General features: G+C 63.1%; 21 protein-coding genes and 1 pseudogene. 9 read left to right on the top strand and 13 right to left on the bottom strand.

What is annotated here, in order from left to right:
* Positions 1–256 precede the first annotated feature (256 nt).
* From ACH79_RS12890 to ACH79_RS12880, 3 genes are all read left to right on the top strand, one after another.
* Entirely contained in the window at positions 257–1,255 is a 999-nt protein-coding gene (locus ACH79_RS12890) for a hypothetical protein (RefSeq protein WP_161851362.1), read from the top strand.
* Positions 1,255–2,571: a folylpolyglutamate synthase/dihydrofolate synthase family protein gene (locus ACH79_RS12885; protein WP_161851361.1), complete on the top strand. Its 1,317-nt coding sequence runs from the start codon at positions 1,255–1,257 to the stop codon at positions 2,569–2,571. The genes ACH79_RS12890 and ACH79_RS12885 overlap by 1 nt, the downstream gene beginning before the upstream one ends.
* Positions 2,572–2,661: 90 nt before the next feature.
* Positions 2,662–3,663 (top strand): NADP-dependent oxidoreductase, encoded by a 1,002-nt coding sequence (locus tag ACH79_RS12880; RefSeq protein ID WP_161851360.1) that lies wholly within the window; start codon positions 2,662–2,664, stop codon positions 3,661–3,663.
* 59 nt (positions 3,664–3,722) lie between these two features.
* Here the strand turns inward: ACH79_RS12880 and ACH79_RS12875 are convergent, their stop codons facing one another.
* Positions 3,723–6,893: an efflux RND transporter permease subunit gene (locus ACH79_RS12875; protein WP_161851359.1), complete on the bottom strand. Its 3,171-nt coding sequence runs from the start codon at positions 6,891–6,893 to the stop codon at positions 3,723–3,725.
* Positions 6,894–6,902: 9 nt separating this feature from the next.
* Positions 6,903–8,009, bottom strand: a complete 1,107-nt coding sequence (locus ACH79_RS12870) for an efflux RND transporter periplasmic adaptor subunit (protein WP_246738667.1) — start codon at positions 8,007–8,009, stop codon at positions 6,903–6,905.
* 298 nt (positions 8,010–8,307) lie between these two features.
* Between ACH79_RS12870 and ACH79_RS12865 the strand changes: the two genes are divergently transcribed.
* Positions 8,308–9,135 (top strand): hypothetical protein, encoded by an 828-nt coding sequence (locus ACH79_RS12865; protein ID WP_161851357.1) that lies wholly within the window; start codon positions 8,308–8,310, stop codon positions 9,133–9,135.
* Positions 9,136–9,181: 46 nt separating this feature from the next.
* On the opposite strand, the gene ACH79_RS12860 is transcribed toward ACH79_RS12865, so the two are convergent.
* Both ACH79_RS12860 and ACH79_RS43840 read right to left on the bottom strand, forming a co-directional pair.
* Complete coding sequence (locus ACH79_RS12860; RefSeq protein WP_161851356.1) at positions 9,182–9,541, bottom strand: hypothetical protein; 360 nt, start codon at positions 9,539–9,541, stop codon at positions 9,182–9,184.
* A 269-nt stretch (positions 9,542–9,810) separates the two neighbouring features.
* On the bottom strand, positions 9,811–10,044 hold the full coding sequence (locus ACH79_RS43840; RefSeq protein WP_246738512.1) for a hypothetical protein: 234 nt from the start codon (positions 10,042–10,044) through the stop codon (positions 9,811–9,813).
* Positions 10,045–10,067: 23 nt separating this feature from the next.
* Here ACH79_RS43840 and ACH79_RS12850 point away from each other — a divergent pair, with 23 nt between their 5' ends.
* The 3 genes from ACH79_RS12850 to ACH79_RS12840 all read left to right on the top strand — a co-directional run bounded on the left by ACH79_RS12850 (position 10,068) and on the right by ACH79_RS12840 (position 13,240).
* Complete coding sequence (locus tag ACH79_RS12850) at positions 10,068–10,277, top strand: hypothetical protein (protein ID WP_161851355.1); 210 nt, start codon at positions 10,068–10,070, stop codon at positions 10,275–10,277.
* Between the two features lie 213 nt (positions 10,278–10,490).
* A complete protein-coding gene (locus tag ACH79_RS12845; RefSeq protein WP_161851354.1) occupies positions 10,491–11,630 on the top strand; it encodes an FAD-dependent monooxygenase in 1,140 nt (379 codons plus the stop codon).
* A complete protein-coding gene (locus tag ACH79_RS12840; RefSeq protein WP_161851353.1) occupies positions 11,627–13,240 on the top strand; it encodes a benzoate-CoA ligase family protein in 1,614 nt (537 codons plus the stop codon). The genes ACH79_RS12845 and ACH79_RS12840 overlap by 4 nt, the downstream gene beginning before the upstream one ends.
* A gap of 189 nt (positions 13,241–13,429) precedes the next feature.
* On the opposite strand, the gene ACH79_RS12835 is transcribed toward ACH79_RS12840, so the two are convergent.
* From ACH79_RS12835 to maiA, 3 genes are read right to left on the bottom strand one after another with little or no spacing between them, the layout of a single operon-like run.
* A complete protein-coding gene (locus tag ACH79_RS12835; protein ID WP_161851352.1) occupies positions 13,430–14,611 on the bottom strand; it encodes a 3-hydroxybenzoate 6-monooxygenase in 1,182 nt (393 codons plus the stop codon).
* Positions 14,611–15,120 carry a MarR family winged helix-turn-helix transcriptional regulator gene (locus ACH79_RS12830; protein ID WP_161851351.1) on the bottom strand — a complete coding sequence of 170 codons (510 nt, stop codon included), beginning with the start codon at positions 15,118–15,120 and terminating at the stop codon, positions 14,611–14,613. Before ACH79_RS12830 ends, ACH79_RS12835 begins: the two co-directional genes overlap by 1 nt.
* Positions 15,110–15,742 carry a maleylacetoacetate isomerase gene (maiA, locus tag ACH79_RS12825; RefSeq protein ID WP_161851350.1) on the bottom strand — a complete coding sequence of 211 codons (633 nt, stop codon included), beginning with the start codon at positions 15,740–15,742 and terminating at the stop codon, positions 15,110–15,112. Before maiA ends, ACH79_RS12830 begins: the two co-directional genes overlap by 11 nt.
* A 112-nt stretch (positions 15,743–15,854) precedes the next feature.
* On the opposite strand from maiA, the gene gtdA reads away from it, so the two are divergent.
* On the top strand, positions 15,855–16,895 hold the full coding sequence (gene gtdA / locus ACH79_RS12820; protein ID WP_161851349.1) for a gentisate 1,2-dioxygenase: 1,041 nt from the start codon (positions 15,855–15,857) through the stop codon (positions 16,893–16,895).
* A 130-nt stretch (positions 16,896–17,025) separates the two neighbouring features.
* Here the strand turns inward: gtdA and ACH79_RS12815 are convergent, their stop codons facing one another.
* The 4 genes and pseudogenes from ACH79_RS12815 to ACH79_RS45070 all read right to left on the bottom strand — a co-directional run bounded on the left by ACH79_RS12815 (position 17,026) and on the right by ACH79_RS45070 (position 21,124).
* Positions 17,026–17,847 carry an ABC transporter permease gene (locus ACH79_RS12815; RefSeq protein WP_161851348.1) on the bottom strand — a complete coding sequence of 274 codons (822 nt, stop codon included), beginning with the start codon at positions 17,845–17,847 and terminating at the stop codon, positions 17,026–17,028.
* Positions 17,840–18,613: an ABC transporter ATP-binding protein gene (locus ACH79_RS12810; protein ID WP_161851347.1), complete on the bottom strand. Its 774-nt coding sequence runs from the start codon at positions 18,611–18,613 to the stop codon at positions 17,840–17,842. Before ACH79_RS12810 ends, ACH79_RS12815 begins: the two co-directional genes overlap by 8 nt.
* A 121-nt stretch (positions 18,614–18,734) precedes the next feature.
* On the bottom strand, positions 18,735–19,739 hold the full coding sequence (locus ACH79_RS12805) for an ABC transporter substrate-binding protein (protein ID WP_161851346.1): 1,005 nt from the start codon (positions 19,737–19,739) through the stop codon (positions 18,735–18,737).
* A 21-nt stretch (positions 19,740–19,760) separates the two neighbouring features.
* A pseudogene (locus ACH79_RS45070) lies at positions 19,761–21,124 on the bottom strand (FAD-dependent oxidoreductase).
* 106 nt (positions 21,125–21,230) lie between these two features.
* Between ACH79_RS45070 and ACH79_RS12795 the strand changes: the two are divergent.
* Complete coding sequence (locus tag ACH79_RS12795; RefSeq protein WP_161851345.1) at positions 21,231–22,115, top strand: LysR family transcriptional regulator; 885 nt, start codon at positions 21,231–21,233, stop codon at positions 22,113–22,115.
* An 8-nt stretch (positions 22,116–22,123) separates the two neighbouring features.
* On the opposite strand, the gene ACH79_RS12790 is transcribed toward ACH79_RS12795, so the two are convergent.
* Both ACH79_RS12790 and ACH79_RS12785 read right to left on the bottom strand, forming a co-directional pair.
* A complete protein-coding gene (locus tag ACH79_RS12790; protein WP_371419391.1) occupies positions 22,124–22,954 on the bottom strand; it encodes an aspartate dehydrogenase in 831 nt (276 codons plus the stop codon).
* 22 nt (positions 22,955–22,976) lie between these two features.
* Positions 22,977–23,777 carry an enoyl-CoA hydratase-related protein gene (locus ACH79_RS12785; protein ID WP_161851343.1) on the bottom strand — a complete coding sequence of 267 codons (801 nt, stop codon included), beginning with the start codon at positions 23,775–23,777 and terminating at the stop codon, positions 22,977–22,979.
* Positions 23,778–23,798 lie beyond the last annotated feature (21 nt).

Raw genomic sequence — 23,798 nt, 5'->3', positions numbered from 1 at the left:
GTTTCGGTCTTCGGGCCTCAAAGTGCCAAAAATCAGCGAAATCATCGGCGATTTGGCGCTTCATTTGCGCACGGCACACACATAGTCAATATGACCTACAGCACAATTGAGAACTCGGAATAGCTGTCGGTCTATTTTGCAAAAAGGTTCGATTGGCTTCGTTAATGCCGCCTTCACGCAATTAACTTGCTGAATTCGACGCTGATCTGGCAATAAATGACTACGGCAAATTAAGAACGTTTCAAAAAGAGATCGCATGCGAAGCCCAGGCGAGTTTCGAACGGGAAAACCGGGCTTCTATCCGGACCAGACGGTCTATGCGGAATTTGCCTGCGCCGAGTTCGGGCTGGAATTTCGCGACCTCGACGGCGGCTCGGGACTGCTGTTCAGCGTCGCCTCGCGCGACCGGCAGCTTCATTTCGGCGCCGGCCGATGCTCCTGGTACCCGCAGAACAATGCCACCGCCTCGACGCTGGTGTCCGACAAATATTTTGCAAGCCGGATTCTGCGCGACGCCGGCGTGCCGGCGCTTGGCGGCGAATACTTCTTCCTGCACGACCGCCACCGCGCGCATCGCCCGGCGGGACATGAGCGCAACGACGCGATCGACCATTTCAAGACGTTGGGCGGCGCGGCCTTCGTCAAACCACTCACGGGATCGCGCGGCGATTTCGCGCAGGCCGTTCGCGGCGAAGCGGCGCTCATTCGTTATCTCGACGACGTAACGAAGTATTACGACGCGGTCCTGATCCAGCCGATCATCGAAGGGATGGAGTATCGCGTTTTCGTGCTCGACGATGATTCGCTCTACTGCGCACGAAAATATCCACCGTCCATCACAGGCGACGGCGCGCACAGCATTCGCGAACTGCTCGCTGCCCATAACGACGCCCTGCGCGCCCGCGGCCTGTCGCCTGCTGCGCTGCCAGTCAACGATCCATCGCTCGATGCGGTGCCGGCAAAGGGCGAGCGCCGCGAGATCCCCGGCCGGATGAACCTGAGTGCGGGCGGCACGATGGTGCTGGCGCCGGCGCCTTCCGAAAAGGCAGTTACGATGGCGCGGCAGGCTGCCCGCGCGCTCGGACTTCGCGTCGCGGCGGTGGACATGTTCGTCGATGCCGACGGCGATCCGGAGACAATCGAGATCATCGAGGTGAATTCAAACCCCGCGATCCGCTTGCTGGAGGATTCCAATCGAAGCGACCTGATCCTGAAAATCTGGCATCACACCTTTTCCGCTATGGGATTGCTGTAGTGTTCGACCTGCCGAAATACGGCGACGGCATCAGCCTTGCGCGCATGGCGGAGCTGTTGGACGTGCTGGCCGTCGATCGCGCCTGGCTGCGACGCATCTCGGTGGTGGTGACTGGATCGAACGGCAAGGGCAGCACGGCGGCGATGTGCGCTCGAATCGGCCGTGCCTACGGTCTGCGCACAGGCCTCTTCACTTCCCCGCATTTGTTTCGTTTCAACGAACGCATCCAGGTCGATGGTGTCGAAATCGGCGACGATATGTTCGCCCGGCTGCAGGCTCAGGTCGAGACCGCTGTCGCCGATGTCGCGAGGAGACGCGGCGAACAATTCGGCAGCTTCGAAGCGCTGTTCGCGCTCGCCTGCCTGCACTTCCAGAAGAGCGGATGCGATTTCGCCGTGTTCGAGGCCGGCATCGGCGGACGCTACGATCCGGTCCGCCTGATCGGTGCCCGCGAAACCTGCGTCACTTCGGTTGATTACGAGCATGTCGAATTGCTCGGCAACACCCTCGAACTGATCGTATCAGACAAGAGCGACGCCTGCGCCGCCGGCGGCACGATCATCTATGGCGAGAACTGCGGCGGCCTGCGGCAGCACCTCGCCGAGTATAATCGCTGGCGCGGCTGCACTTCGCTGTTCGTCCGCGACGCGATCGACATCGGCAACGAGGTTGTGGCCGTGTCAGGCCAGCATTTCGATTTCCATTTCGGAGATTACGATTTCGCTGGCATCGAATTGAGCCTGCCCGGCGCGTTCCAGTTCAACAACGCGGCCATCGCAACGACGCTGTTTCTGCTCTGGCTGCAACGCGAGCACCCGCGCAAGATTCCCGAGCGGATCGAAACTGCCATCCGTTCGGGTCTGCGTGACGCGCGATGGCCCGCCCGCCTGGAGGTGATCCAGCAGGATCCGCTCACCGTGATCGATGTCGGCCACACCCCTGATGGCATCAGGCAATCCCTTGCGAGCCTCACCTCGGTCCATGGCGCCGACGGCTGGATTCTCGTCACCGGCGCTTCGCGCGACAAGAAGGCGGACGAGATCGTCGGCGCGCTGGCGCCCTCCTTCGATACCATCATCTGCACCGCGGCGCATCACAAGGGCGCCGACGCGCCATCCATCGCCGCCGCGGCGCGGCTCGGCAATCCCAAAGCAAACATTCAGGTTGCCGCGACAATCGCGGAGGCAGTGTGCCTCTCGCAGGATATGGCCCGGGCACAAAAGCGAAAAGTGTACGTGGCGGGCGGATTATTCCTGGCGGTCGAATACGCGACGGTCGTCAAGGGCGGCCGCGCGGAAGATTTGGATTTTTTCTGAACGTGGCGCACAATCGGCGCAACCGAACGGCTTGTCCTCGATCATGATCCGGAAGGCACGTCATAATGCGACACCGAGGGAGAAAACGTCATGAGCGACACCGTCAATCGTCAGATCCTGCTGGTCGAGAAGCCGACCGGTAAGCTGGGACCTGAGCATTTCAAGATGGTCAACGGGAGCGTTCCCGCGCCGAAGGACGGCGAGGCGCTGGTGCGGACGCGCTACATCTCGCTCGACGCCGCCAACCGCGCCTGGATGCACGGCGCCACCTACCGCGCCGCGGTCGAGGCCAACACCGTGATGGCGGGCGGCAGCATCGCCGAAGTCGTGTCCTCAAAAGCGCCGGGACTTGCGCCGGGAGATATCGTGTTCGGCGACACCGGCTGGCAAGACTATGCCGCCGTGCCGGCAAAGCATCTGAACAAGATGCCGAGGATGGAACCGATGACGCATCTGCTCAGCGTCTACGGCGTCGCCGGCCTCACCGCCTATTTTGGTCTGTTGCATGTCGGCAAGCCAAAGGAAGGTGAAACCGTCGTCGTGTCAGCCGCCGCCGGCTCGGTCGGATCGATCGTCGGGCAGATCGCCAAGATCAAGGGCTGCAACGTCATCGGCATCGCCGGCGGCAAGGACAAATGCCAGTGGCTGACGTCCGAACTCGGCTTCGACGCCGCGGTCGACTACAAGGACGGCGCGACCTTCAAGGCGCTGCGCGCCGCGGCACCGAAGGGCATCGACGTCTATTTCGACAATGTCGGCGGCGACATTTTGGAAGCCTGCCTGTCGCTGATGAACAACCGCGGCCGTATCGCCTGCTGCGGCGCGATCTCGCAATATGACGGCGTACCGTCGGCGCACGGCCCGCGCGGCGTGCCCGGCCTGATCGTGGTGAAGCGCCTCATCATGCAGGGCTTCATCGTGATGGATTACATGGACCAGAGCGCTGCGGCATTGAAGGACCTGCAGTCCTGGGTGGCGTCAGGCCAACTCAAGGTGAAAGAAGACGTGATCGACGGCATCGAGAACACGCCGCAAGCGCTGATCGGCCTGCTCGCCGGCGAGAACCGCGGCAAGCGCATGGTGAGGGTGTAAGGCGTTTTGCTTTAACCTCTCCCCGCAAGAGCGGGGCGAGGGAGTTTCGGCAGCGGAGACTAATGCCCTGCGACCGGCGCTTGTGGTGCGGCCTGCACCCCAACCTTTTTCTGCTTCCGGTCCTTCAGCCAGTTCTCGAACCGCTGGACCACCACAAAGAACGTCGGCACGAACAGCACGGCCAGACAGGTCGAGGCCAGCATGCCCGAGAAAGCGGTGATGCCGATCGATTTCCGGGCGTTGGCGCCGGCGCCGGTTGCAAGCACCAGCGGGATCATGCCGAAGATGAAGGCAAACGACGTCATCAGGATCGGCCGGAACCGGGCGCGCGCCGCGTTGATGGCGGATTCCAGCAACGGCTTGCGGTCGCGCACGTGAAGCTCCAGCGCCACTTCGACGATCAGGATGGCGTTCTTGGCCGACAGCGCGATCAGAAGGATGATGCCGATCTGGGTATAGAGATTGTTCTCGATCCCCAGCCCGGTCAACACGATCATCGGGCCGAGCAGGGACAGCGGCACCGCGAGAATGACCGAGATCGGTGCGTACCAGCTTTCATACTGTCCAGCCAGCACAAGATAGACCAGCAGCAACGCAAGCCCGAACGCCCAGTAGATCTGCCCGCCGACGACCTTCTCCTGGTACGACATCGCCGTCCACTCGAAGCCCGTGCCCGGCGGCAAGGTCTTGGCGGCGATCTCTTCCATCAACTTCATCGACTGGCCGGAACTGTAACCCGTGGCCGGCAGGCCTATGATGGTCGAGGAAGGATAGAGATTGTACAGGCTGATCAGCGAAGGACCGACCGCCGGCGTGATCTTCGCCACCGTGCCGAGCGGGATCATGTCGCCATTGCTGTTACGCACCATCATGTTCTGGATGTCACGCGGCGTCAGGCGGAATTGCGCGTCCGCCTGCGCATAGACCTGGAAGGTACGACCGAACTTGTTGAACTGGTTGACGAAGCTCGAACCCATGTAGGACGACAGCGTCGAGAAGATCTGGTCGGTCGTGACATGCAGCGTCTGGGTCTTGATCCGGTCCACCTCGATGTCGAACTGCGGCACCGTCGAGCGGAACGGCGAACTCACCCGCTGCAGCGCACTCTGTGACGACGCATTTGCGACGATGGCGCCGGTGATGGCCTGCAGCTTGCTGAAATCGGAACTGCCGTCACGCAACTGGACCTGCATCGCAAAGCCGGCGGCGTTGCCGATGCCCTGGATCGGCGGCGGCGGAACCACCAGGATCCGCGCCTCATCGATCACCGAGAGCTTCTCATTCAATCCGACGAACAGCGACCGCAGATCCTCGCCGGCGCCGCGCGCGCTCCACTCTTTCAGGATCAAATAGGCGACGCCCGCATTGGCGAGGCTGGAAGAGTTGTCGAGCGCAGAGATGCCGGCAATGGTGATCACCTGATCGACGCCTGCGGTCTTGCCGGTTATCTCGCTGACCCGGGTAAGCACACGCTGCGTACGCTCAAGCGCCGCACCATCAGGCAATTGCACGGCGACCAGGAGATAGCCCTGATCTTCGATCGGAATGAAGCCGGTCGGCACCCGCGACAGGCCGTAGCCACCGATGGCGATCAGGATCAGCGCGCAGATGACAGATATATTGCTGTGCGCGACCAGCCGGCCGATCAGCCGGCCATACCAGGCTTCCAGGCGGTTATAGACCGCGTTGAAGCCGCGGTAGAAGAAGTTGCGTTGCTCCGGCGGCACCGGCCGCCGCAGCCACAACGCACACTGCGTAGGTTTCAGCGTCGCCGCATTGATGGCGCTGAGCAGCGCGGTTGCGGCAATGACCAGCGCGAACTGCGCATACATCTGCCCGGTCAATCCCGGCAGAAACGCCGAGGGCAGGAACACCGAGATCAGCACCAGCGTGATGCCGATGATCGGCGCGAACAGCGCGTTCATCGCGCTGATCGCGGCGTCATGGCCGGACATGCCCTTCTCGATATTGTGCGCGGCGCCTTCGACCACGACGATGGCGTCGTCGACCACGATACCGATCGCGAGCACGATTGCAAACAGCGTCGAGATATTGATGGTGAAGCCGAGCGCCGCCATCGCCGCAAAGGCGCCGATGATCGTCACCGGCACCGTGGTCGCCGGCACCAGCATCGCGCGCCAGTCCTGCAGGAAGATCAGGATCACGACGAGAACGAGCAAACCTGCTTCGATCAGCGTCTTGTAGACCTCATTGATCGATTCCGAGACGAATTTGGTGGTGTCGAACGGCGTGTCGTAGGTCACGTCCTGCGGAAACGCCTTCGCCAACTCCTGCATCTTCTTCTCGACGGCCTGCTGAACCTCGAGCGCGTTGGCGCCGGGCGACTGGAACACGCCGATGCCGGTGGCCGGCTTGTTGTTCAGCGAGAACACCTGGCTATAGGTCTGGGCGCCGAGCTCGACCCAGCCGACATCGCGCACGCGCGTGACGTCACCGCTAGTGCCGGTCTTGACGATCACGTTCTCGAACTCGCTGGTGTCGTCGAGCCGTCCACTGACGTTCAGCGTATATTGGAACGCCTGCCCTGCGGGCGTTGGCGGTGCTCCGACCTGGCCCGCGGTGACCTGCTGGCTCTGCTGCTGGATCGCGTTGATCACATCCTGCGGCATCAGGTTGCGTGCATACAGCTTGTTCGGATCGAGCCAGACCCGCATCGAATACTGGCCAGCACCGAACACGGTGACGTTGCCGACGCCGGGCAGGCGCGAGAGCTCATCGCGAATGTTGATGGTGGCGTAGTTGCTCAGGAACAGACTGTCATAGGTCGCTTTCGGCGAGGTCAGCGTCACGAACAGCAGAATCGCCGTCGATCTTTTCTGCACCGTCACACCCTGGTTCTGCACCGATTGCGGTAACTGGGCCAGCGCGCTCGACACTCTGTTCTGCACCAGCACCTGCGCGAAGTTGAGGTCGGTACCGATCTTGAACGTAACCGTCAGCGTATAGGTGCCGTCGGCGCCGCTGTAGGACTGCATGTAGAGCATGTCCTCGACGCCGTTGACCTGCTGCTCGATCGGCAGTGCCACCGTATCGATCACGGTTTTCGCGCTGGCGCCGGGATAGCGGGTCGTGACCTGGACCGTCGGCGGCACCACCTCAGGATACTGCGCGACAGCCAGCCGGAACAGGCAGACGCCGCCGATCAGGACCATCAGGATCGCGATGACGTTGGAAAGAACGGGCCGCTCGATGAAAAACTTCGAAATCATGGCCGGCTCCTACTTGGCTGCAGCAGGCTGTGCTTCGATCTTCTTCAGTTGCGGATCGACCTTCTGGCCGGGAATCGCGCGCAACAGCCCGGCGGTGACGACACGGTCGTCAGCCTTCAGGCCCTCCTCGATGACGCGCAGGCCGTCTTCCAGCGGTCCGACCCGCACCTTGCGCTGTTCGACGATATTTTCGCCATTCACGACCAGCAGATAGCGTCCGGCCTGATCGGCGCCGAGCGCGACGTCAGGCACGAACAGCGCGTTCTGCACCTCATCCACGGGCACGCGGACGCGGACAAAGAACCCCGGCAGCAGCGCGCGGTCGGAATTGGGCAGCACGCCACGCACGGGAAGCGTACCGGTCGCCTGGTTGAGCGTCGCGGCGGCATAGTCGAGCTTGCCCTTGTGCGGAAAACCAGTCTCGGTCTGCAGCCCGACCTCGACCGGCAACTGCCTGAGATCATCCGGAGTCAGCCCGCGCCGGCGGGCTTCCGCCCGAATCCGCAGCACGTCCTGCTCATTGACGTTGAAATTCACATAGATCGGTTCGAGCGCCACGATGGTGGCGAGTTGCGTCGGCGACGACGCGCCGACGAGTTCACCAATGGAGACGAGATGCGCGCTGACAACACCGTCAAACGGCGCGGTCACGTTGGTATAACCGTAGTTCACCGCCGCGATCTTGGTATTGACCTGGGCCTGCAGCAGGTTCGCCTGCGCGTTGTCGCGGTTAGCGGTGGAGGTATCCAGCGTGGCCTGGGAAACGGCTTGTCGCTGGACCAATTCCTGCTGACGCTTGAAGTCCGCCTCGGCCTGCCGCAGCGATGCCTGTGAGCCGGTCTCCGCCGCCTGCGCCTGTTCGAGCTTCAGCTTGTAGGTATCAGGCTCGATCGTGAACAGCGACGTGCCTTCCTTCACATAGGCGCCGTCCTTGTAGTTGATCGATTGCAAGAAGCCCTGCACGCGCGCGACCAGATCGACATTCTTGAATGCTGCGGTATTGCCGGTCGCCTCCAGATAGCGCGTGAAGGAGCGTTGCACCGGCACCGCGACGTCGACCTTCGGCGGCGGCGGCTGGACAAAAGTATTTTGTTCGCAGGCACTTAAGATACCCATCGCCGCAATGGCGAAACCCGCACGCCAGGCGGCGGCGCCTTTTTGTGCGACGGTGCCGTATGGTCTCAAGCGTGCAGGCGAGCGCGAAGCCTTCATTTTCAGTGCCCCAACAGGTTCTGTTCTGGAAAAGGCTTTATTCAGAAATCGGCTTTCCGCTACCCCATGAAAATAGCAACAATCCGCTTGCAGCGGAACCGGAAAGCGAAAATGATGCAGCCCGATTTTTTATGTCGGCACGTTCGATATTTCACATCGGCTGAAGCGGCGGCTTCCGGCGACGACAAAAGGATTTATTCAAATGATCAACACGTTGACGCGCGCGACAGCGTACGGGCCGTTGCTGGCGGCCGCGATACTCGCAACTGCAGCACCCGCGTTTGCGCAAGCGCCAAGCCAGGCGCAACGCGACGCCATCAAATCCCAGTGCCGCTCGGACTATATGGCGCACTGCTCCAGCGTGCCGCCAGGCGGCGAGGCATCGCTGCAATGCCTGCAGAAGAACATGTCGAGCCTTTCATCCAGCTGCCAGAGCGCGGTGCGTGCGGTAGCGGCGCCGGCGGCCGCGCCCGCCAAGCCGGCCGAGACCGCGGCGCCGAAAACCGCAGCACCAGCGGCCGCTACGGCGGCGCCGGCAAAATCTGCCGAGCCAACGGCCGCAGCCGCCGCCCCTGCGGGACAGCCGACCAGCGCACAGGTTTCCGCGATCCGCAGCGCCTGCCGCTCCGACTATCCGAAGGTCTGCGCGGGCGTGCCGACCGGCGGCGCGCCGGCGCTGCAATGCCTGGAAAAGAACAAGGGGAAGCTGTCGGCTGGTTGCGAGAAAGCCGTCGCCGCCGCCAGCGGCGGTGGAGCGGCAGCACCTGCGGCGGGCGCGGCTCCGACGGCCGCAGCTCCGGCAGCCGCCGGCGCGGCACCGGCAGCAGCAGCGCCGACGGTCATCGTGCTGCGCCCGATGCGGCCGCGCGAAGAGCTGTTCGTGCTACGGTCCGCCTGCGGTGCCGACGTCCGCTCGATTTGCGGCGGTGTTCCTGCCGGCGGCGGCCGGATCGTGCAGTGTCTGGCGACCAATGCCGCCCAGCTTTCACCTGCGTGCAAGGACGTTCTGTCCCAGTTCGCGGCGCGATAATCGCGCACCTGCTGCGGCGGTCTTCCATTGATCCGGAGACCGCCGGTCACTCACCGCCGCGAAAGGCGAGGATGAGTTGTATGAGCCGCACTGACAGCGAGACATAAAGGATCGTCATCACGATTTGGTACGCAATATGCCAATTGAGCTTCGCGAGCCTGTAAAGCCCGTCGACGAAGTTCAAGAGCAGGAGAATGACGCCGAACAGCATGACGCCGCGGCCGATAAGACCATGGCGCAGATAGCCGAACAGGACGATCGCCGGCTCATTGCTGGAGACATGGGCGCCGGCGGATACGATCAACGTCCCGATGATCATCTTCTCGACGTGCGAAAATATTTCCTTGGAGACCGGCTCGACATGTTCGGAATAGAACGCCAGCCATCTGGCCCTGACCTGCGCCATGAGTTTCCCTCGAATTTTCCTTGGGTTTTCTTGCAGCGATGAATGGGAGGTTCACTACAGCGGGTCCGCGATCAAGAAGCAAGAAGGCCGCCTGGATTGCGGATAGTCAGCTCAACAATCGGCGGCTACGACGAAAGGAAAGCCGATGCTACGCACCCTCCTGACCGTCACTGCCATGCTCTGCATTTCCCCGGCCGCGTTCGCCCAGGAGTTGACCGCCGAACAGCGCAGCGCCTGAATGGGCGACTTCGAGAAATACTGCAAAAGCGTTACGCCCGGCGCGTGGACGCATCATCGCCGGCCTCGCCAAACAGAGCGACAAGCTCACCCCGGCCTGCAAGAAGGTGCTCGCAGCCGCCGAGAAGAAATGACTGATGATGGCTGGCGCTCATGCCGGCCACCGTAACGGGATCGGCGTACGCGCACGCCGAAACCGGCATCCGCAGAACCTTCCAAAACTCAACAAGAAACTTTCGATCAGAAATTTCGTGACTGAATGCCAACAATAAGAGTCCGGGAGACCAATATGCGTTACTCGCTGATTATTGCATCCGCCTTCCTCGCCTTGGGCGCTACCCTGAGTTTTACGTCGATCGAAGCCAACGCCGCAGTATGCGCCGACGGCGTCGTTCGCGCCGGCTGCGCCGGGCCTCGCGGCGCAGTCGTCGTCCGCAAGCCGGTCAAGGTTTGCAAGACCGTGTGGGTGAACGGCGTCAAGGTTCGCCGCTGCACCTGAGCCCCAATGCTTCGGCAACGCCCAAGTCACCGCAGAGCGGACAACCGTTCGCGGACAGAACGGGCGGTAAGAAACAGGGCCATTGCCGCCCGGTCCTGACGTCGGGACCGGGCGGCCGCCGCATTCCCCAATGATTTTTCTGTAGCGCAAATATCCGGCGCGGATTAGTCTCCATTCCAAATTAGTAAGTATACTGTCGATTGGGAGGAAGACGTGCGTATCGCCGTCATTGGCGGAGGCCCCGGCGGCCTCTACTTCGCCTATCTCTGGAAGCGGCGTCATCCGGACGCTCATATCGATCTGTTCGAGCAGAATCCCGAAGGCGCGACCTGGGGGTTTGGCGTGGTGTTCTCCGAGCAGGCGCTGGAATTCCTGCGCGCCGACGACCCCGAGACGGTCGATGCCATCGCGCCGCGGATGGAGAGCTGGAAGAATATCACGCTCAATCTGCGGGGTGAGAGCGTCGAGATCGACGGCATCGGCTTCTCCTCGATCGGCCGGCTCGAATTGCTGACCATCCTGCAGCAGCGCGTGCGTGCAGTTGGCGTGACGGCGCGATACGACACCACGATCCAGTCGCTGGACGAACTTGCGGGATACGACTTGATCGTCGCCGCTGACGGGCTGAACTCGCTGGTGCGCCGCGGTTTTGAAAAGGAATTCGGCGCCTCGGTTTCGCATTCGACCAACAAATTCGCCTGGTACGGCACCAGCAAGCGCTTTGCCACGCTGTCGCAGACCTTTGTAAAGACCGATCGCGGTTCGTTCAACGCGCATCACTATCGCTATTCGCCTTCCATGAGCACGTTCCTGGTCGAATGCGATGCGGCGACCTGGCGATCTTACGGCTTCGAGCACAAGACCATCGAACAGTCGCAGGCGATCTGCGAGGAGATCTTCGCCGAAACGCTCGACGGTCATCCGCTGGTCTCGAACAAATCGGTGTGGCGCAATTTTCCGTGGATCTGGAACGAGAACTGGTCGCACGCCAACATGGCGCTGATCGGCGACGCCCTGCACACCGCGCATTTCTCGATCGGCTCGGGCACCCGGCTCGCGATCGAGGACGCGATCGCGCTGACCAAGGCGCTGGAGGCGGAAGGCGATATTCCCGCTGGCCTTGCCCGCTACCAGGCCGAGCGCAAGCCGATCGTGCAGAAGCTGGTGACGGCGGCGCGCACCAGCGCCGACTGGTACGAACGCTTCGGCGAACACATGAAGCTCGAGCTGATGGATTTTGCCTACAGCTACATCACCCGCTCCGGGCGGATCGCCGACGCGCGGCTGCGCGCGATGTCGCCGGAATTCATGGCGCGCTACGAATCGACAAAGAAAATCGGGAGCCAGGCATGACGACGACGATTTCCGATTTGGTGCCCCGCGACAATCCGGGCGCGCGCGAGATCGGCTTTGCGATCCCAGAACGCTATAACGCCGGCCGCATCCTGTTCGACAATCTCGCGGCTGGTCGCGGCGACCGGCTAGCGCTGACCGGCCCCGGTGGCACGCGGACCTATGCCGAGCTCTGCGCCGAGGCCTCGCAATGGGGTCACGGCTTTCAGTCGCTCGGCCTGAAGCGTGGCGACCGCATCCTGATGTTCCTCGACGACACGCCGGCCTATCCGGCGGCGTTTTTCGGCGCGGTGCGTTCGGGCTTCGTGCCGCTGTTGATCAACACGCTGACGCCGCCGGACCTCCTGCAGTTCTATCTCTCCGACGCCGGCGCCGCCGTGGCCGTCGCGGAGGCCGAGTTCGCGCCGCGGTTCAACGCCGAGGCCTGCAAGGACACGCCGCTGCAAACCCTTATTGTGGTCAATGGGACCGCAGGCGAACACGCCGTGCCGAAGGCCCTCAACGCAGCACAATGGCTGCAGGGATTCCCGACCGATCTGCCGGAGGCCGACACCGGACGCGACGACATGGCGTTCTGGATGTATTCATCCGGCTCGACCGGACGCCCAAAGGGCATCGTGCATCTGCAGCACGATATGGCCTATAGCGAGCAGGCCTTTGCACGCAGCGTGCTCAAGCTCGGGCCCGACGACATCTGCTTCTCGGTGCCAAAGATTTTCTTCGCCTACGGGTTTGGCAACGCCATCACCTTCCCGTTCTCGGTCGGCGCGGCGACGTTGCTGCTGCCCGGCCAGCCGAAGCCCGCAACGATCTTCGAGGCAATCGAAAAATATCGGCCGTCCGTGTTCTACGGATTGCCGACGCTCTATACCTCGCTGACCAAGGCCGAGGGTGCGGCAGCAGTCGATTTTTCGTCATTGCGGATGGCGCTATCTGCAGCCGAGGTGCTGTCGGCGGAAGTCTTCAACGGCTGGAAGACACTGACCGGCCTTGAGATCATCGAGGGGTTAGGCTCGACGGAGGTGCTGCACATCTATCTCTCCAACCGCCCCGAGCAGAAAAAGCTCGGCGCCGCCGGCCTGCGCGTGCCCGGCTACGAAATCCTGCTCAGGGACAAGGACGGCCGCGAAGTCGGCGACAACGAGGAAGGCATTTTATGGGTGCGCGGCGATTCCAACACGCCGCTGTACTGGAACCGGCCCGACAAGTCGGCCGAGACTATCCGCGAGGGTGGCTGGATCTACACCGGCGACCGCTTCATGCGCGATTCCGACGGCTTCCATTTCTTCCGCGGCCGCGCCGACGATTTGATCAAGATTTCGGGCCAGTGGGTCTACCCGCTCGAAGTCGAACTCTGCCTCGCTGAACATCCCGACATCAGGGAATGCGCCGTGTTCGCCGCCGAACTACCCGACCGGCGCATGACGCTGAAGGCGGTGGTCGTGATGAACAAGGGCGAGTTCGACACCAGGAGCGCGACCAAGACATTGCAGGATTACGTTAAGGCGAAACTGTTGCCCTACAAATATCCGCGCGAAATCACCTTCATCGCCGAATTGCCGAAAACCGGCACCGGCAAGATCGACCGCCAGGCGTTGATGAAGATGTAGCGGTTTCACCGTCATTGCGAGCCAACGGGTCGCGCCAATGCGCGCCCGATGACAGGCTCCGCGAAGCAATCCATCTTTCCACTCGGGGATAGATGGATTGCTTCGTCACTTCAGCGCAAAATTGCTCTGCAATTTTGTCGCGAGCTCCCTTGCACAAACGCTTCGCGTTTGTCGCAGGCAATGACGGTCTCAACTATCCAATCCGGTTCCGCCATAGAGCCACGCCAGATCGCCCTGCCACTCACCTTGCGTCTTTGCGCTCATGATCGCGTTGCGGATGCGGGCATGCTCGCCGGCCGGGTGATAGACGTGCTCGCCGATCGCGCGCGACAGCAACTGCACCTTCGCGGTGCGCGGGAAGCGCTGCGCGCGATAGGCTTCCAGCGCCGTCGCATAATCATCGTGGCTCGCCAGCATGTGCGACAGGCACACCGCGTCCTCCATCGCCTGGCAGGCGCCTTGCGCGAAATATTGCAGCATCGGATGCGCGGCATCGCCGAGCAGCGCAACCCGGCCGTCGACCCAGCGCTCGACCGGATCGCGGTCGCACAGGACCCAGAGCCGCCAGTTCTTGCCGTGACGAATGATCTCCTTGGCGCGCTCATTCACATGGCTAAAACCCTGCATGACTTCCTCGTCGGTGACGGGCTTGCCCGCCACCGGCTCCGGCGCGTCGTTGTGACAGGTGATGGCCAAATTGAACACCTTCCAGCCCGACAGCGGGTAATGCACGATATGGCATTTCGGCCCGGCCCACAGCGTCGCCGCGTTCCAGCGCAAATCTTCCGGCATCTGCTCGGTCGGAATCACCGAGCGATACGTCGTGTGTCCGGACACGCGCGGCGCCCCATCCGCGACCACCTGCTTGCGAACGTTCGACCACAACCCGTCGGCGCCGATCAACAGCCGCCCCGTGACGCGTTCGCCGTTCGAGAGCCGCGCCGTCACCGACGCGCCGTCCTGGTCGTAGCCAGCCACCTCGCTGCTGACGCGCAGTTCGATCAGCTCGTGGCTTTGGCAAGCACGCAGGAAAACGCCGTGCAGATCGCCGCGATGCACCACAGCATAGGGATTGCGGAAGCGCGAGCGAAACGCTTCGCCGAGATCGACATGGGTGATCTCTTCGGCGGTCAGCGCATCCATCAGCCGGAGCTGATCGATATAGACCGCCATGCCACGCGCCGCTTCGCCGACGCCGAGATAGTCGAAGGCGTGGAAGGCGTTGGGCCCGAGCTGGATGCCGGCGCCGATTTCGCCGAGCGTCGATGCCTTTTCCAGCAGGATCGAGCGGATGCCCTTTTGCGCGAGCCCAAGCGCTACGGCGAGCCCGCCGATCCCGCCACCTGCGATGAGAACTGGCCCTGCGTCCATCAGTTCGATTTCCCGAGATGTTCGAGCGCGTCTTCGGCACGCAGTGGTACGCGAGAGGCCTCGTTGTTGAGATCGACGAGCTGCGTCAATAGCGCCAGCAGCGTCTTGCGGTCGGCCGGCTTCAGCGGCTGCAGCATCCTGACCTGCGCACGCTCGACCGAGGACATGATGTCGCGCAGCACGATCGCGCCCGATTTCGAGAGATATAGCAGCTTGACGCGCTTGTCCTCCCGCGACGGCTTGCGCTCGATCAAAGCCTTGCTCTCCAGTCGCTCGATCACGTTGCCGAGCGTGGAGCGGTCGAACGCGATCACCGCCGACAGCCGCGTGGCGTCGATGCCGGGATGGGTGTGGATCGCCACCAGCGCCGCATATTGCACCGGCGTCAGGTCGAACGCGCTGCATTCCTCGACGAAGATCGAGACCGCGATCTGCTGCATCCGCCGGAACAGATAGCCGGGCGCGGTGTAGACCGCGTCCATGGTGATGGGCGGCGGCTTACTCGGCATCGGGCTGCCTGTCCGGCGCCGCATCCGCGAACGCCTTCATCTCTTTGGCCACGGCCTCGGCTTCGAGCAGGCGGGGAAAGCCTGATACGTCGACGCCGAAGCGCCGCGCATTCGCGAGCTGCGGCACCAGGCACAGATCGGCCATTGTCGGCGCTACGCCGAAGCAGAACGACCCCTTCTCGTCCCTTACCAGGGCTTCGCAGGCGGCAAGACCCTCGCGATTGGCCCATGCCGCCCACTCCGTCACCTTCTCCTCCGCCAGGCCGAGCTGGCGCAGCCGGGCCAGCACTTTCAAATTCTGAACGGGGTGGATGTCGCAGGCAATCGCAAGCGCAAACGCGCGCACCTTGCCGCGGCGCAGCGGATCTTTTGGCAATAGCGGAGGATTGGGATGGGTCTCTTCCAGCCATTCGATGATGGCGAGCGACTGGGTCAGCACCGTCCCGCCGTCGCCCTCCAGCGTCGGCACCAGCCCCTGCGGGTTGATCGCGAGATAGTCGGGCGCGGTCTGTTCGCCCTTGCGAAGGTGATGCGGCAGGTGCTCTGCCGTAAGTCCCTTGAGGTTGAGCGCGATCCTGACCCGATACGCGGCGCTGCTGCGGAAATAGCCATGCAGCTTCATCGGAACCTCCCGGTCTATTGTCATTACGCCCTTGATTGGCGGTCATTGACGCTACCCATATTGTAAGTATACTGTCAATTGGCAGAACACAATAATGACGGGAGGCTTGACCATGGAAGCCGTGCAGAAGACCCCGGAGCGCGAGGCGTTCTACAAGAAGATCGACGGCGAAAATCTCTCGGCATTGTGGAACGTGCTCGGCGACCTCGTCACGCCGGAGCCGCGCAGCGCCTGCCGCCCGCATCTGTGGAAATTCGATTCCATCCGCGACTACATGAACGAAGCGGGCAAGCTGATCACCGCCAAGGAAGCCGAACGGCGGGTGCTGGTCCTGGAGAATCCAGGCCTGCGCGGCCAATCGAAGGTCACGACCTCGCTGTTCGCCGGCGTGCAGATGGTGGTCCCGGGCGATGTCGCGCCGGCCCACCGGCACAGCCAGTCGGCGCTCCGCTTCGTGCTCGAGGGCAAGGGCGCCCATACCACCGTCGACGGCGAGCGCACCGCGATGGAGCCCGGCGATTTCATCATCACGCCCTCGATGACCTGGCACGACCATTCCAACGAGACCTCTGAGCCGATGTTCTGGCTCGACGGCCTCGACATCCCGATGGTGCAATTCTTCGACGCTTCCTTTGCCGAAGGATCGAACGAGGACCAGCAGAAGCTCTCAAAACCCGCCGGCGACAGTTTTGCGCGCTACGGCCACAATCTGCTGCCGGTCGACGAGAAGCGCAAATCCAAGACCTCGCCGATCTTCAACTATCCCTATAGCTACACCCGCGAGGCGCTGGAGCAGGCCAAGACGCGCGACGAATGGGACGCCTGCCACGGGCTGAAGCTGAAATTCTCCAACCCGGAGACCGGCGATTTCGCGATGCCGACCATCGGCACCTTCATCCAGCTGTTGCCGAAGGGTTTCAAGACCGCGCGCTACCGCTCGACCGACGCCACCGTGTTCGCGGCGATCGAAGGCAAGGGCCGCACGCGGATCGGCGAGCAGACCTTCGAATGGAGCGCGCGCGACCTGTTCGTGGTGCCGAGCTGGCACTGGGTCACGCACGAGGCCGACACCGATGCGGTGCTGTTCTCGTTCTCCGACCGTCCGGTGCAGCAGAAGCTGGATCTGTTCCGCGAAGATCGCGGGAATGCGTGAGGTGATGTGACGGTCTCTCCCCCGTCATTGCGAGCGAAGCGAAGCAATCCATAGTGCCGCAAGCGAAGTATGGATTGCTTCGTCGCTTTCGCTCCTCGCAATGACGCCGAGGGCCGCTTCTCGCGCCGCTTCACCGCCAGTGTAGCAGCTTCGCTTCCAGCACGTTGATCGCCTTCCCCACCGCCAGTCCGAACAGCGACAGGATCACGACACCGGCGAGGAGCTGATCAGTCTGCATCAGATTGCCGGCCTGCAGCACGAAGGCGCCGATGCCGAACTGGGCGCCGATCATTTCCGCGCTGACCACCAGCAACAGCGCCACCGACGCCGTAATGCGAAACCCCGCGAGGATCGAGGGCAGCGCGCCCGGCCAGATCACACGGCGGACAATGGCATGGAACGGCACATTAAAACTCTGCGCCATCCGGATCAGGTTGCGCGGCACCGCGTCGACGCCGCTATAGACCGAGATCGCGGTGGAGAAGAACACGCCAAGCGCAATGGTCGCGATCTTCGGCTCCTCGCCGATCCCGAGCCAGAGGATCAGCAGCGGTAGCAGCGCGATCTTTGGAATCGGAAACAGCGCCGAGATGAAGGTGATGCCGACGCCGCGCGCCAGCGTCGACAGCCCGATCGCAAATCCGACGATCACACCCAGCGCCGTGCCGATCAGCCAGCCTGAGCCGATGCGAACGACCGATGCCGAGACGTGCTGCCAGAGCGCGCCACTGATGGCGAGCTTGTAGATCGCGACTGCAATCGCCGACGGCGCCGGCAGGAACAGCGGATTGACCCAGCCTGCACTGCCGGCGAGTTGCCAGAGCGCGATCACCAGCACCAGCGCGATCCACCCCGAGACGCGCCCACCGCCGGGCATAAAGCCCGCGCCGCGGAAGCCGACCGGCCGCTTCTGGCTCTCGTCCTGCTGCTGCGCGGGGATGCGCTCAAGCATGCTGCACCTCGCGCTCGGCATCGATCGCCTCGTCGCGGATCAGCGACCACAGCTGATTTTGCAAGGACAGCAATTGGCCACGGGCGTCGATACCGCCGCGCTCGGCGCGCGTCATCGGGATCGTCACGACCTCGCGGACCCGGCCGGGCCGCCGCGACAGCACCACGACGCGGTCGGCGAGCCGCACCGCCTCTTCCAGATTATGCGTGACATAGACCGCGCCCATCGCGCCGTCGGCGAGCAGGCGGATGAAATCCTCCATCAGCAATTCGCGGGTCTGCGAATCCAGCGCCGACAGCGGCTCGTCCATCAACAGGATCGCCGGCCGCACCGCCAGCGCCCGCGCAATGCCGACGCGCTGGCGCATGCCGCCGGACAATTGCTTCGGATAGGCGCCGCGAAAATCCGACAGCCCGGTGCGGCGCAGCGCATCATCGACGACGGTGTGGCGCTCGGTGCTGCTCAGACCGGTATGAACCAGCGGAAACTCCACATTCGCCTCCACCGTGCACCACGGCAGCAGCGCAAAATCCTGAAACACGAACGTCAGTGGATTAAGGCTTTCGGCCGGCGGCGCGCCGCGCAGCTCCGCACTTCCACCGCTCGGGCGCAGCAACCCGCCGAGGATCGACAGCAGCGTGCTCTTGCCGCAGCCGGAAGGACCAACGATCGCGACCACTTCGCCGGAGGCGACGGTGAACGACACCTTGTCGAGCACGTCGAGGGGGCCGAAGCGATGGCTGATATGGTCGGCGATCAGATCCATGTGGTTCCGAGCTCGATACTGGCTCCGTCATTGCGAGCAGCAAAGCGACGAAGCAATCCATTCTTCCTTTGCTTGGCGAGATGGATTGCTTCGCTTCGCTCGAATGACGGCATTGGCTCCCTCAATCCGCCTTCACATATTCCTTCGCGATGATCGCATCCGCTGCAAATCCCTTGTCGACAAAGCCCTGCTCCTGCAGCCACGCGATCTGGTTATCGACATTCTTCACATCCAGCTTGCCGTCGGGATCGATATAGGCACAATTGCCGACCACCTGCTCGACCGGCAGATTGGTGTATTTGGCGATGATCTCGAGCAGCGGTTTTGTCTTGTCGTTGATCTCGGCCTTGCCGTCCTTCACGGAGGCCAGGATCACGTCGTGATATTCGCGGTCGGCGCGCACCAGCGCGGCCAAGAGCTTGGTGACCAGCGCCTTGTTGGCAATCGTCTTCGGCGAGGCGAACACTGCGCCGAGTTGCCACGGCGTCTCGTCGCCGACCCAGCCGAGAAATTTGGCGCCGCCGGAATCCACCAGCGCCCGCGCCGTCGAAATCGGCAGCAGTGCGGCGTCGACGGTTTCGCCCTTCAGCGCCGCCGCGGCGTTCGACAGCGACTGCAGCGGCATCACTTTCACGTCCGCCAGCTTGAAACCGTATTTGTCGGCCAGCAGTCCCAGCGAATAGTGAAAGGAAGAGCCGACCTGTGTCACCGCGATGCGCTTGCCCGCGAGATCCTTCGGCGTCTTCAAACCCGCCGCATAGGCGTTATTGCTGGCGAAATAGCCGATCAGGGGATAGCCGGCCTTCTCGCGGCTCATGCCGCCGATCACCTTCAGCGTGCCCTTGCCGGCGAGATTGTAGAGCCCGGCGGTAAACGCCGTGATGCCGAAATCGACGTCGCCGGACGTGGTCGCGACCGCAATCGGCTGCGCCGCGTCGAAGAATTTCAGTTCGATATCGAGGCCCGCTTCGCGAAAATAGCCCTTGTCCTGCGCGATGAACACCGGCGCCGACGACGACAGCCGGAGCACGCCGATTTTTGCCTTCAGCGCCTCGTCAGCCCGCGCGATCCCGCTTGCCGCCACCGCGAGCAGGCCCGCCAGCGCGAGCCGTGCAAATTTTGACATCCGGTTTCCTCCGCAACTCTTTTATAACCCCTCGGGCACGCTCTGGTCCCGCCCGATGAACGCGCCCTGTTGTTTCAACGTTTGTTGCAACTTTTCAACCGCAATGTCGCGCGGAATCGTATTTCCCGACAGCGCCAGCGCCGCCGCGAGACCCGCCGCCTCGCCCATCGCAAAACAGGCGCCGGAGACCCTAGCCGCCGACTGGCCCTCATGGGTCATCGAGGCACAGCGCCCGGCCATCAATAGGTTGTCTATGCCCTCGGGCACCAGCATGCGATACGGCAATTCGTTGAAACCGCGCGATTCCGGGATTGGCGGGAACTTGAAGATCACATCGCCCGCGACATGCGCTTCGATCGGCCAGCCATTGACGCCGATGGAATCGTCGAACGAGGCGCAGCCAAGCACGTCCTCGCCCGACAGCATGTAGCCGCCGATCACGCGCCGCGTCTCGCGGATGCCGAGCTGCGGCGGCAGATCGACGATGTAGGATTTCTCAAAACCGGGCACGGTGCGCAGGAATTCGAACGCCTGCACCGCCTGCCGCCGTCCGTCGATCTCGCCGCGCGTCATCTGGTCGGGTCGATCCCGCTGACCGCGCTGCCGTCCTCGCGCGCAAGCTGGGTGAAGTTGACCCGCCATTCGATGCCGGAGCGTTGCGGTCGCACAATCGCGGACTTGCGCGGGAAACGATGCGTGCCCGCGGCCTCGGCCTTTTCCATCAGCGCCGGTATCGTCCGCCAGGCTTCGCCCGCCTTTTCGGGATCGATGCCGTTGAGACGAAGCATCATCGACGGGTAGAGCATGCTGCCGGCATTGTCGCCGACCTCGAACGGCGCGCCCGCCCGGGCCGCGAGATCGCCATCGCCGGAGCAATCGATGAAGATGCCGGCGCGCACGGCCTGACGGCCCGCTTTGGTCTCCACCATCAGCGCATGGATGCGCCGGTCGTCATCCATCACCACGCCGGCGCCGAGCGCGTGAAAGAGGATGTCGACCTTGTGCGCGGCCAGGAGGTCATCGGCCGCGATCTTGTAGGCGGCGGTGTCGTAGGCCTGCGCAAAAATCTTGCCGAGGATCAGATGCGGCGTGTTGAGCCCATCGAGCCGGTCGATCCGCGCCAGCAGATCGGAGGCGATGCCCTGCACCACCCGGTGCATCTCGCCATGGACGTTGGCATGCAGCCCGCAAAAATTGGTCACGCCCGCCGCCGTGCCCATGCCGCCGAGAAAGCCGTAGCGCTCGATCAAAAGCGTGCGGCGGCCCGCGCGTGCAGCAGCCACGGCAGCCGCAATGCCGGCGGGCCCACCGCCGAGGACGGCAACTTCATATTCGCCATAGACGGGCACCCGGCGCGCGGGTTCTTCGATCGTTTTGGCCGACACTGGTGGCTTTCCGTCCCTGGTTTTGTTGCCGGCACTATGAATTGATGCGCAACAGACTACAATCCAGCAAATTGCGCGATCAGCTTTCTCGAATCGTGAAAAGTGGATGGATACGCTCACCAACCTTCAGGCCTTTTTGGCCTCGGCCGAGGCTGGCGGCTTTTCGGCCGCGGCCCGCAAGCTCCATGTTTCGACCTCGGTGGTGTCCAAGCGGGTCACGCAGCTCGAAGCCCAGATCGGCATCGCGCTGTTCCGACGCTCGACCCGCCAGTTGCGATTGACGGAGGCGGGTCAACGCTATCTGCATCGCGCCCGCGGCGTGGTGGCCGACGTCGGCGACCTGCTCGCGCGCATGGGCGAGAAGGACAGCGATCTGGTCGATCACCTCCGCATCAAGGCCCCGACCTCGCTCACCATCGCCCGGCTTGCCGATGTGTTCAGCGCCTTCCAGACCCAAAACCGGCGGCTGAAGCTTGAGATCGTGCTGATCGACCGCCCGGTCGATCCAGTGACGGAAGGATTCGACATCGCCATCGGCGCATTCCCGCATTCATGCGGCGGCGTCGTTGACGAGCCGCTCTGTTCGCTCAAGCGATTGCTGTGCGCCTCGCCGGCCTATCTCGCCGAGCATGGCGTGCCGCGGCATCCGCGCGAGTTGGTCGATCATCAGTGCCTGAGCTTTCTGCCCACCGGATCGGAATGGACTTTTGACGGCCCGCGTGGCCGAACCAGCATCCAGGTGCGCCCGCTGTTGAGTTCGAACGAAGGCCACGTGCTGGTGAAGAGCGCGGTTGCAGGCAATGGTATTGCCTTGATCTCGCACTATCTCGTTGCGGACGCGCTGAGCAACGGCACGTTGCAGGCCGTGCTGCCGGAATTTGTAATTCCCGAGCTGTGGGTCAAGGCGGCTATTCCCGAACGACGGGTCAACGCCGCCGCCGTGCAGGCGCTGCTACAGCAATTGAAGCGCGCGCTAGCGCCGGCGCTGTAGAAAAGGGATTACGTTCCGACCTGCAGCGGCGAGGTCAGCTTGCGCAGCGCCGCGATCACCGAGAGTGCGGTGATGCGGCCCGTCCTCGGATTTTCCGACGGCACGTTCTCGATCGACATCGAAAACGACGCCGAGTCGGATTCGACCCTGATCTGGTGGCAATTCCGCGTCACGGCCGGATCGGCCCAGATTTCGATCGTGGTTCGGTCGGGACCGATGCCGGCCAGCGATAATGCCGCCACGACATTGACGTTGGCGGGAAAGGCGGCAGCCGCATCGCGCGCCGAGCCCTTGAACACGCAGAGAGCGGATGTCAGCCCCTCCACCGAAATCCGGTTCTCGATCAGGTAAGGCGCCCCGGCAAGCCCCTTCGGCGGCTTGCGCGTAACCATCTGCACCGAATGGATCGTGCCTTCGGCGGCGGCCGAAACCGCATCGAAGCCGATCAGCGCACCGGTCGGCACGATGATCTGACCGCCATGCGCCCGCGCCAGATCGACGAGATCGGAACGCGGTAGCAGCGCGCTGGCGCTCAGCACCATGACCTGCTTGCCGGCGCTCAGCATCGGCCGGCAGATCTGATCGAGGATCGCTGCCGGCGCACATTCGACAACGAGGTCGGAGTGAGCGGGTATCTCATCGAGCGTAACCAGCGGGCAGGAGAAGCCTTCGCGATCGAGCCAGGCTTGCGCCTTCCCGTGATCCCTCGTCGTGATGGCCGCGAGCGAAAGACCCGGCAGTCCCTCCGCCAGCTTGCGCGCCACGGTTCGTCCGATCTCGCCCAGCCCGGCAATCGCGATTCGCTTGGATGGCAAATCCGATACTCCTGCAATGGACATCATACAGCGCGTGAGATTGAGCTTATGCGCCCTTCCCCCAATTCGCTGCCCGCTTCTCCGCAAACGACGCCAGCCCCTCGGACGCCTCGCTGGTCTGCCGCCGCGCGGAATGCAACTTCACCAGCCGCGCATAAGCCGCGTCATCGACGCTCATGCCACCGAATGAACTTTCCATCGCCAGCCGCTTGGTTTCGGCCAAAGCTTCTGGGCCATTGGCAAGCAGTTGCTCGACCGCCTTGGCGCCCGCGGCCTCCAGCTCGGCCAGCGGCACCACTTCATGCACCAGCCCGATACGGCGTGCCTCCTCCGCGCCAAAGCGTTCACCGGTCAGTGCATAGCGGCGGACCTGGCGGACGCCGATGGCGTCGCAGAGTTGTGGGATGATGATGGCAGCCGTCAGGCCCCAGCGCACTTCGGTGATCGAGAACATCGCGTTGTCGGCGGCGATCACGACATCGCAGGCCGAGATCACCCCCGTGCCGCCGCCAAAGCAGCCACCCTGCACCAACGCCACCGTCGGGATCGGCAGCGTGTTCAGCCGCTGCACCGCTTCGAACGTCGCGCGCGAGACCGCCTCGTTCTCTTCCGTTGATTTCGGCCGCACGCCATTGATCCATTTCAGGTCGGCACCGGCCTGGAAATGCTTGCCATTGCCCTTCAGCACCACGAGGCGAAGGCTCGGCTTCCTGCCAAGCTCGTCCATCGCCGCGAGCACGCCGCCGATCAGCCCGGCGTCATAGGCATTGTTCACCTCGGGGCGATTTAGCGTGACGGTGGCGACGCCGCGCGCGTCGAGATTCCACAGAACCGGATTGGCAGTCATTCGGCGGCCTCTTTTGTTGGG

This window comes from Bradyrhizobium sp. CCBAU 051011 (genome assembly GCF_009930815.1).
In the GTDB taxonomy this organism is placed as follows: domain Bacteria; phylum Pseudomonadota; class Alphaproteobacteria; order Rhizobiales; family Xanthobacteraceae; genus Bradyrhizobium.
The sequence above is the reverse complement of the archived record's forward strand: the minus strand, read 5'-3'. Positions and strand labels throughout refer to the sequence as shown.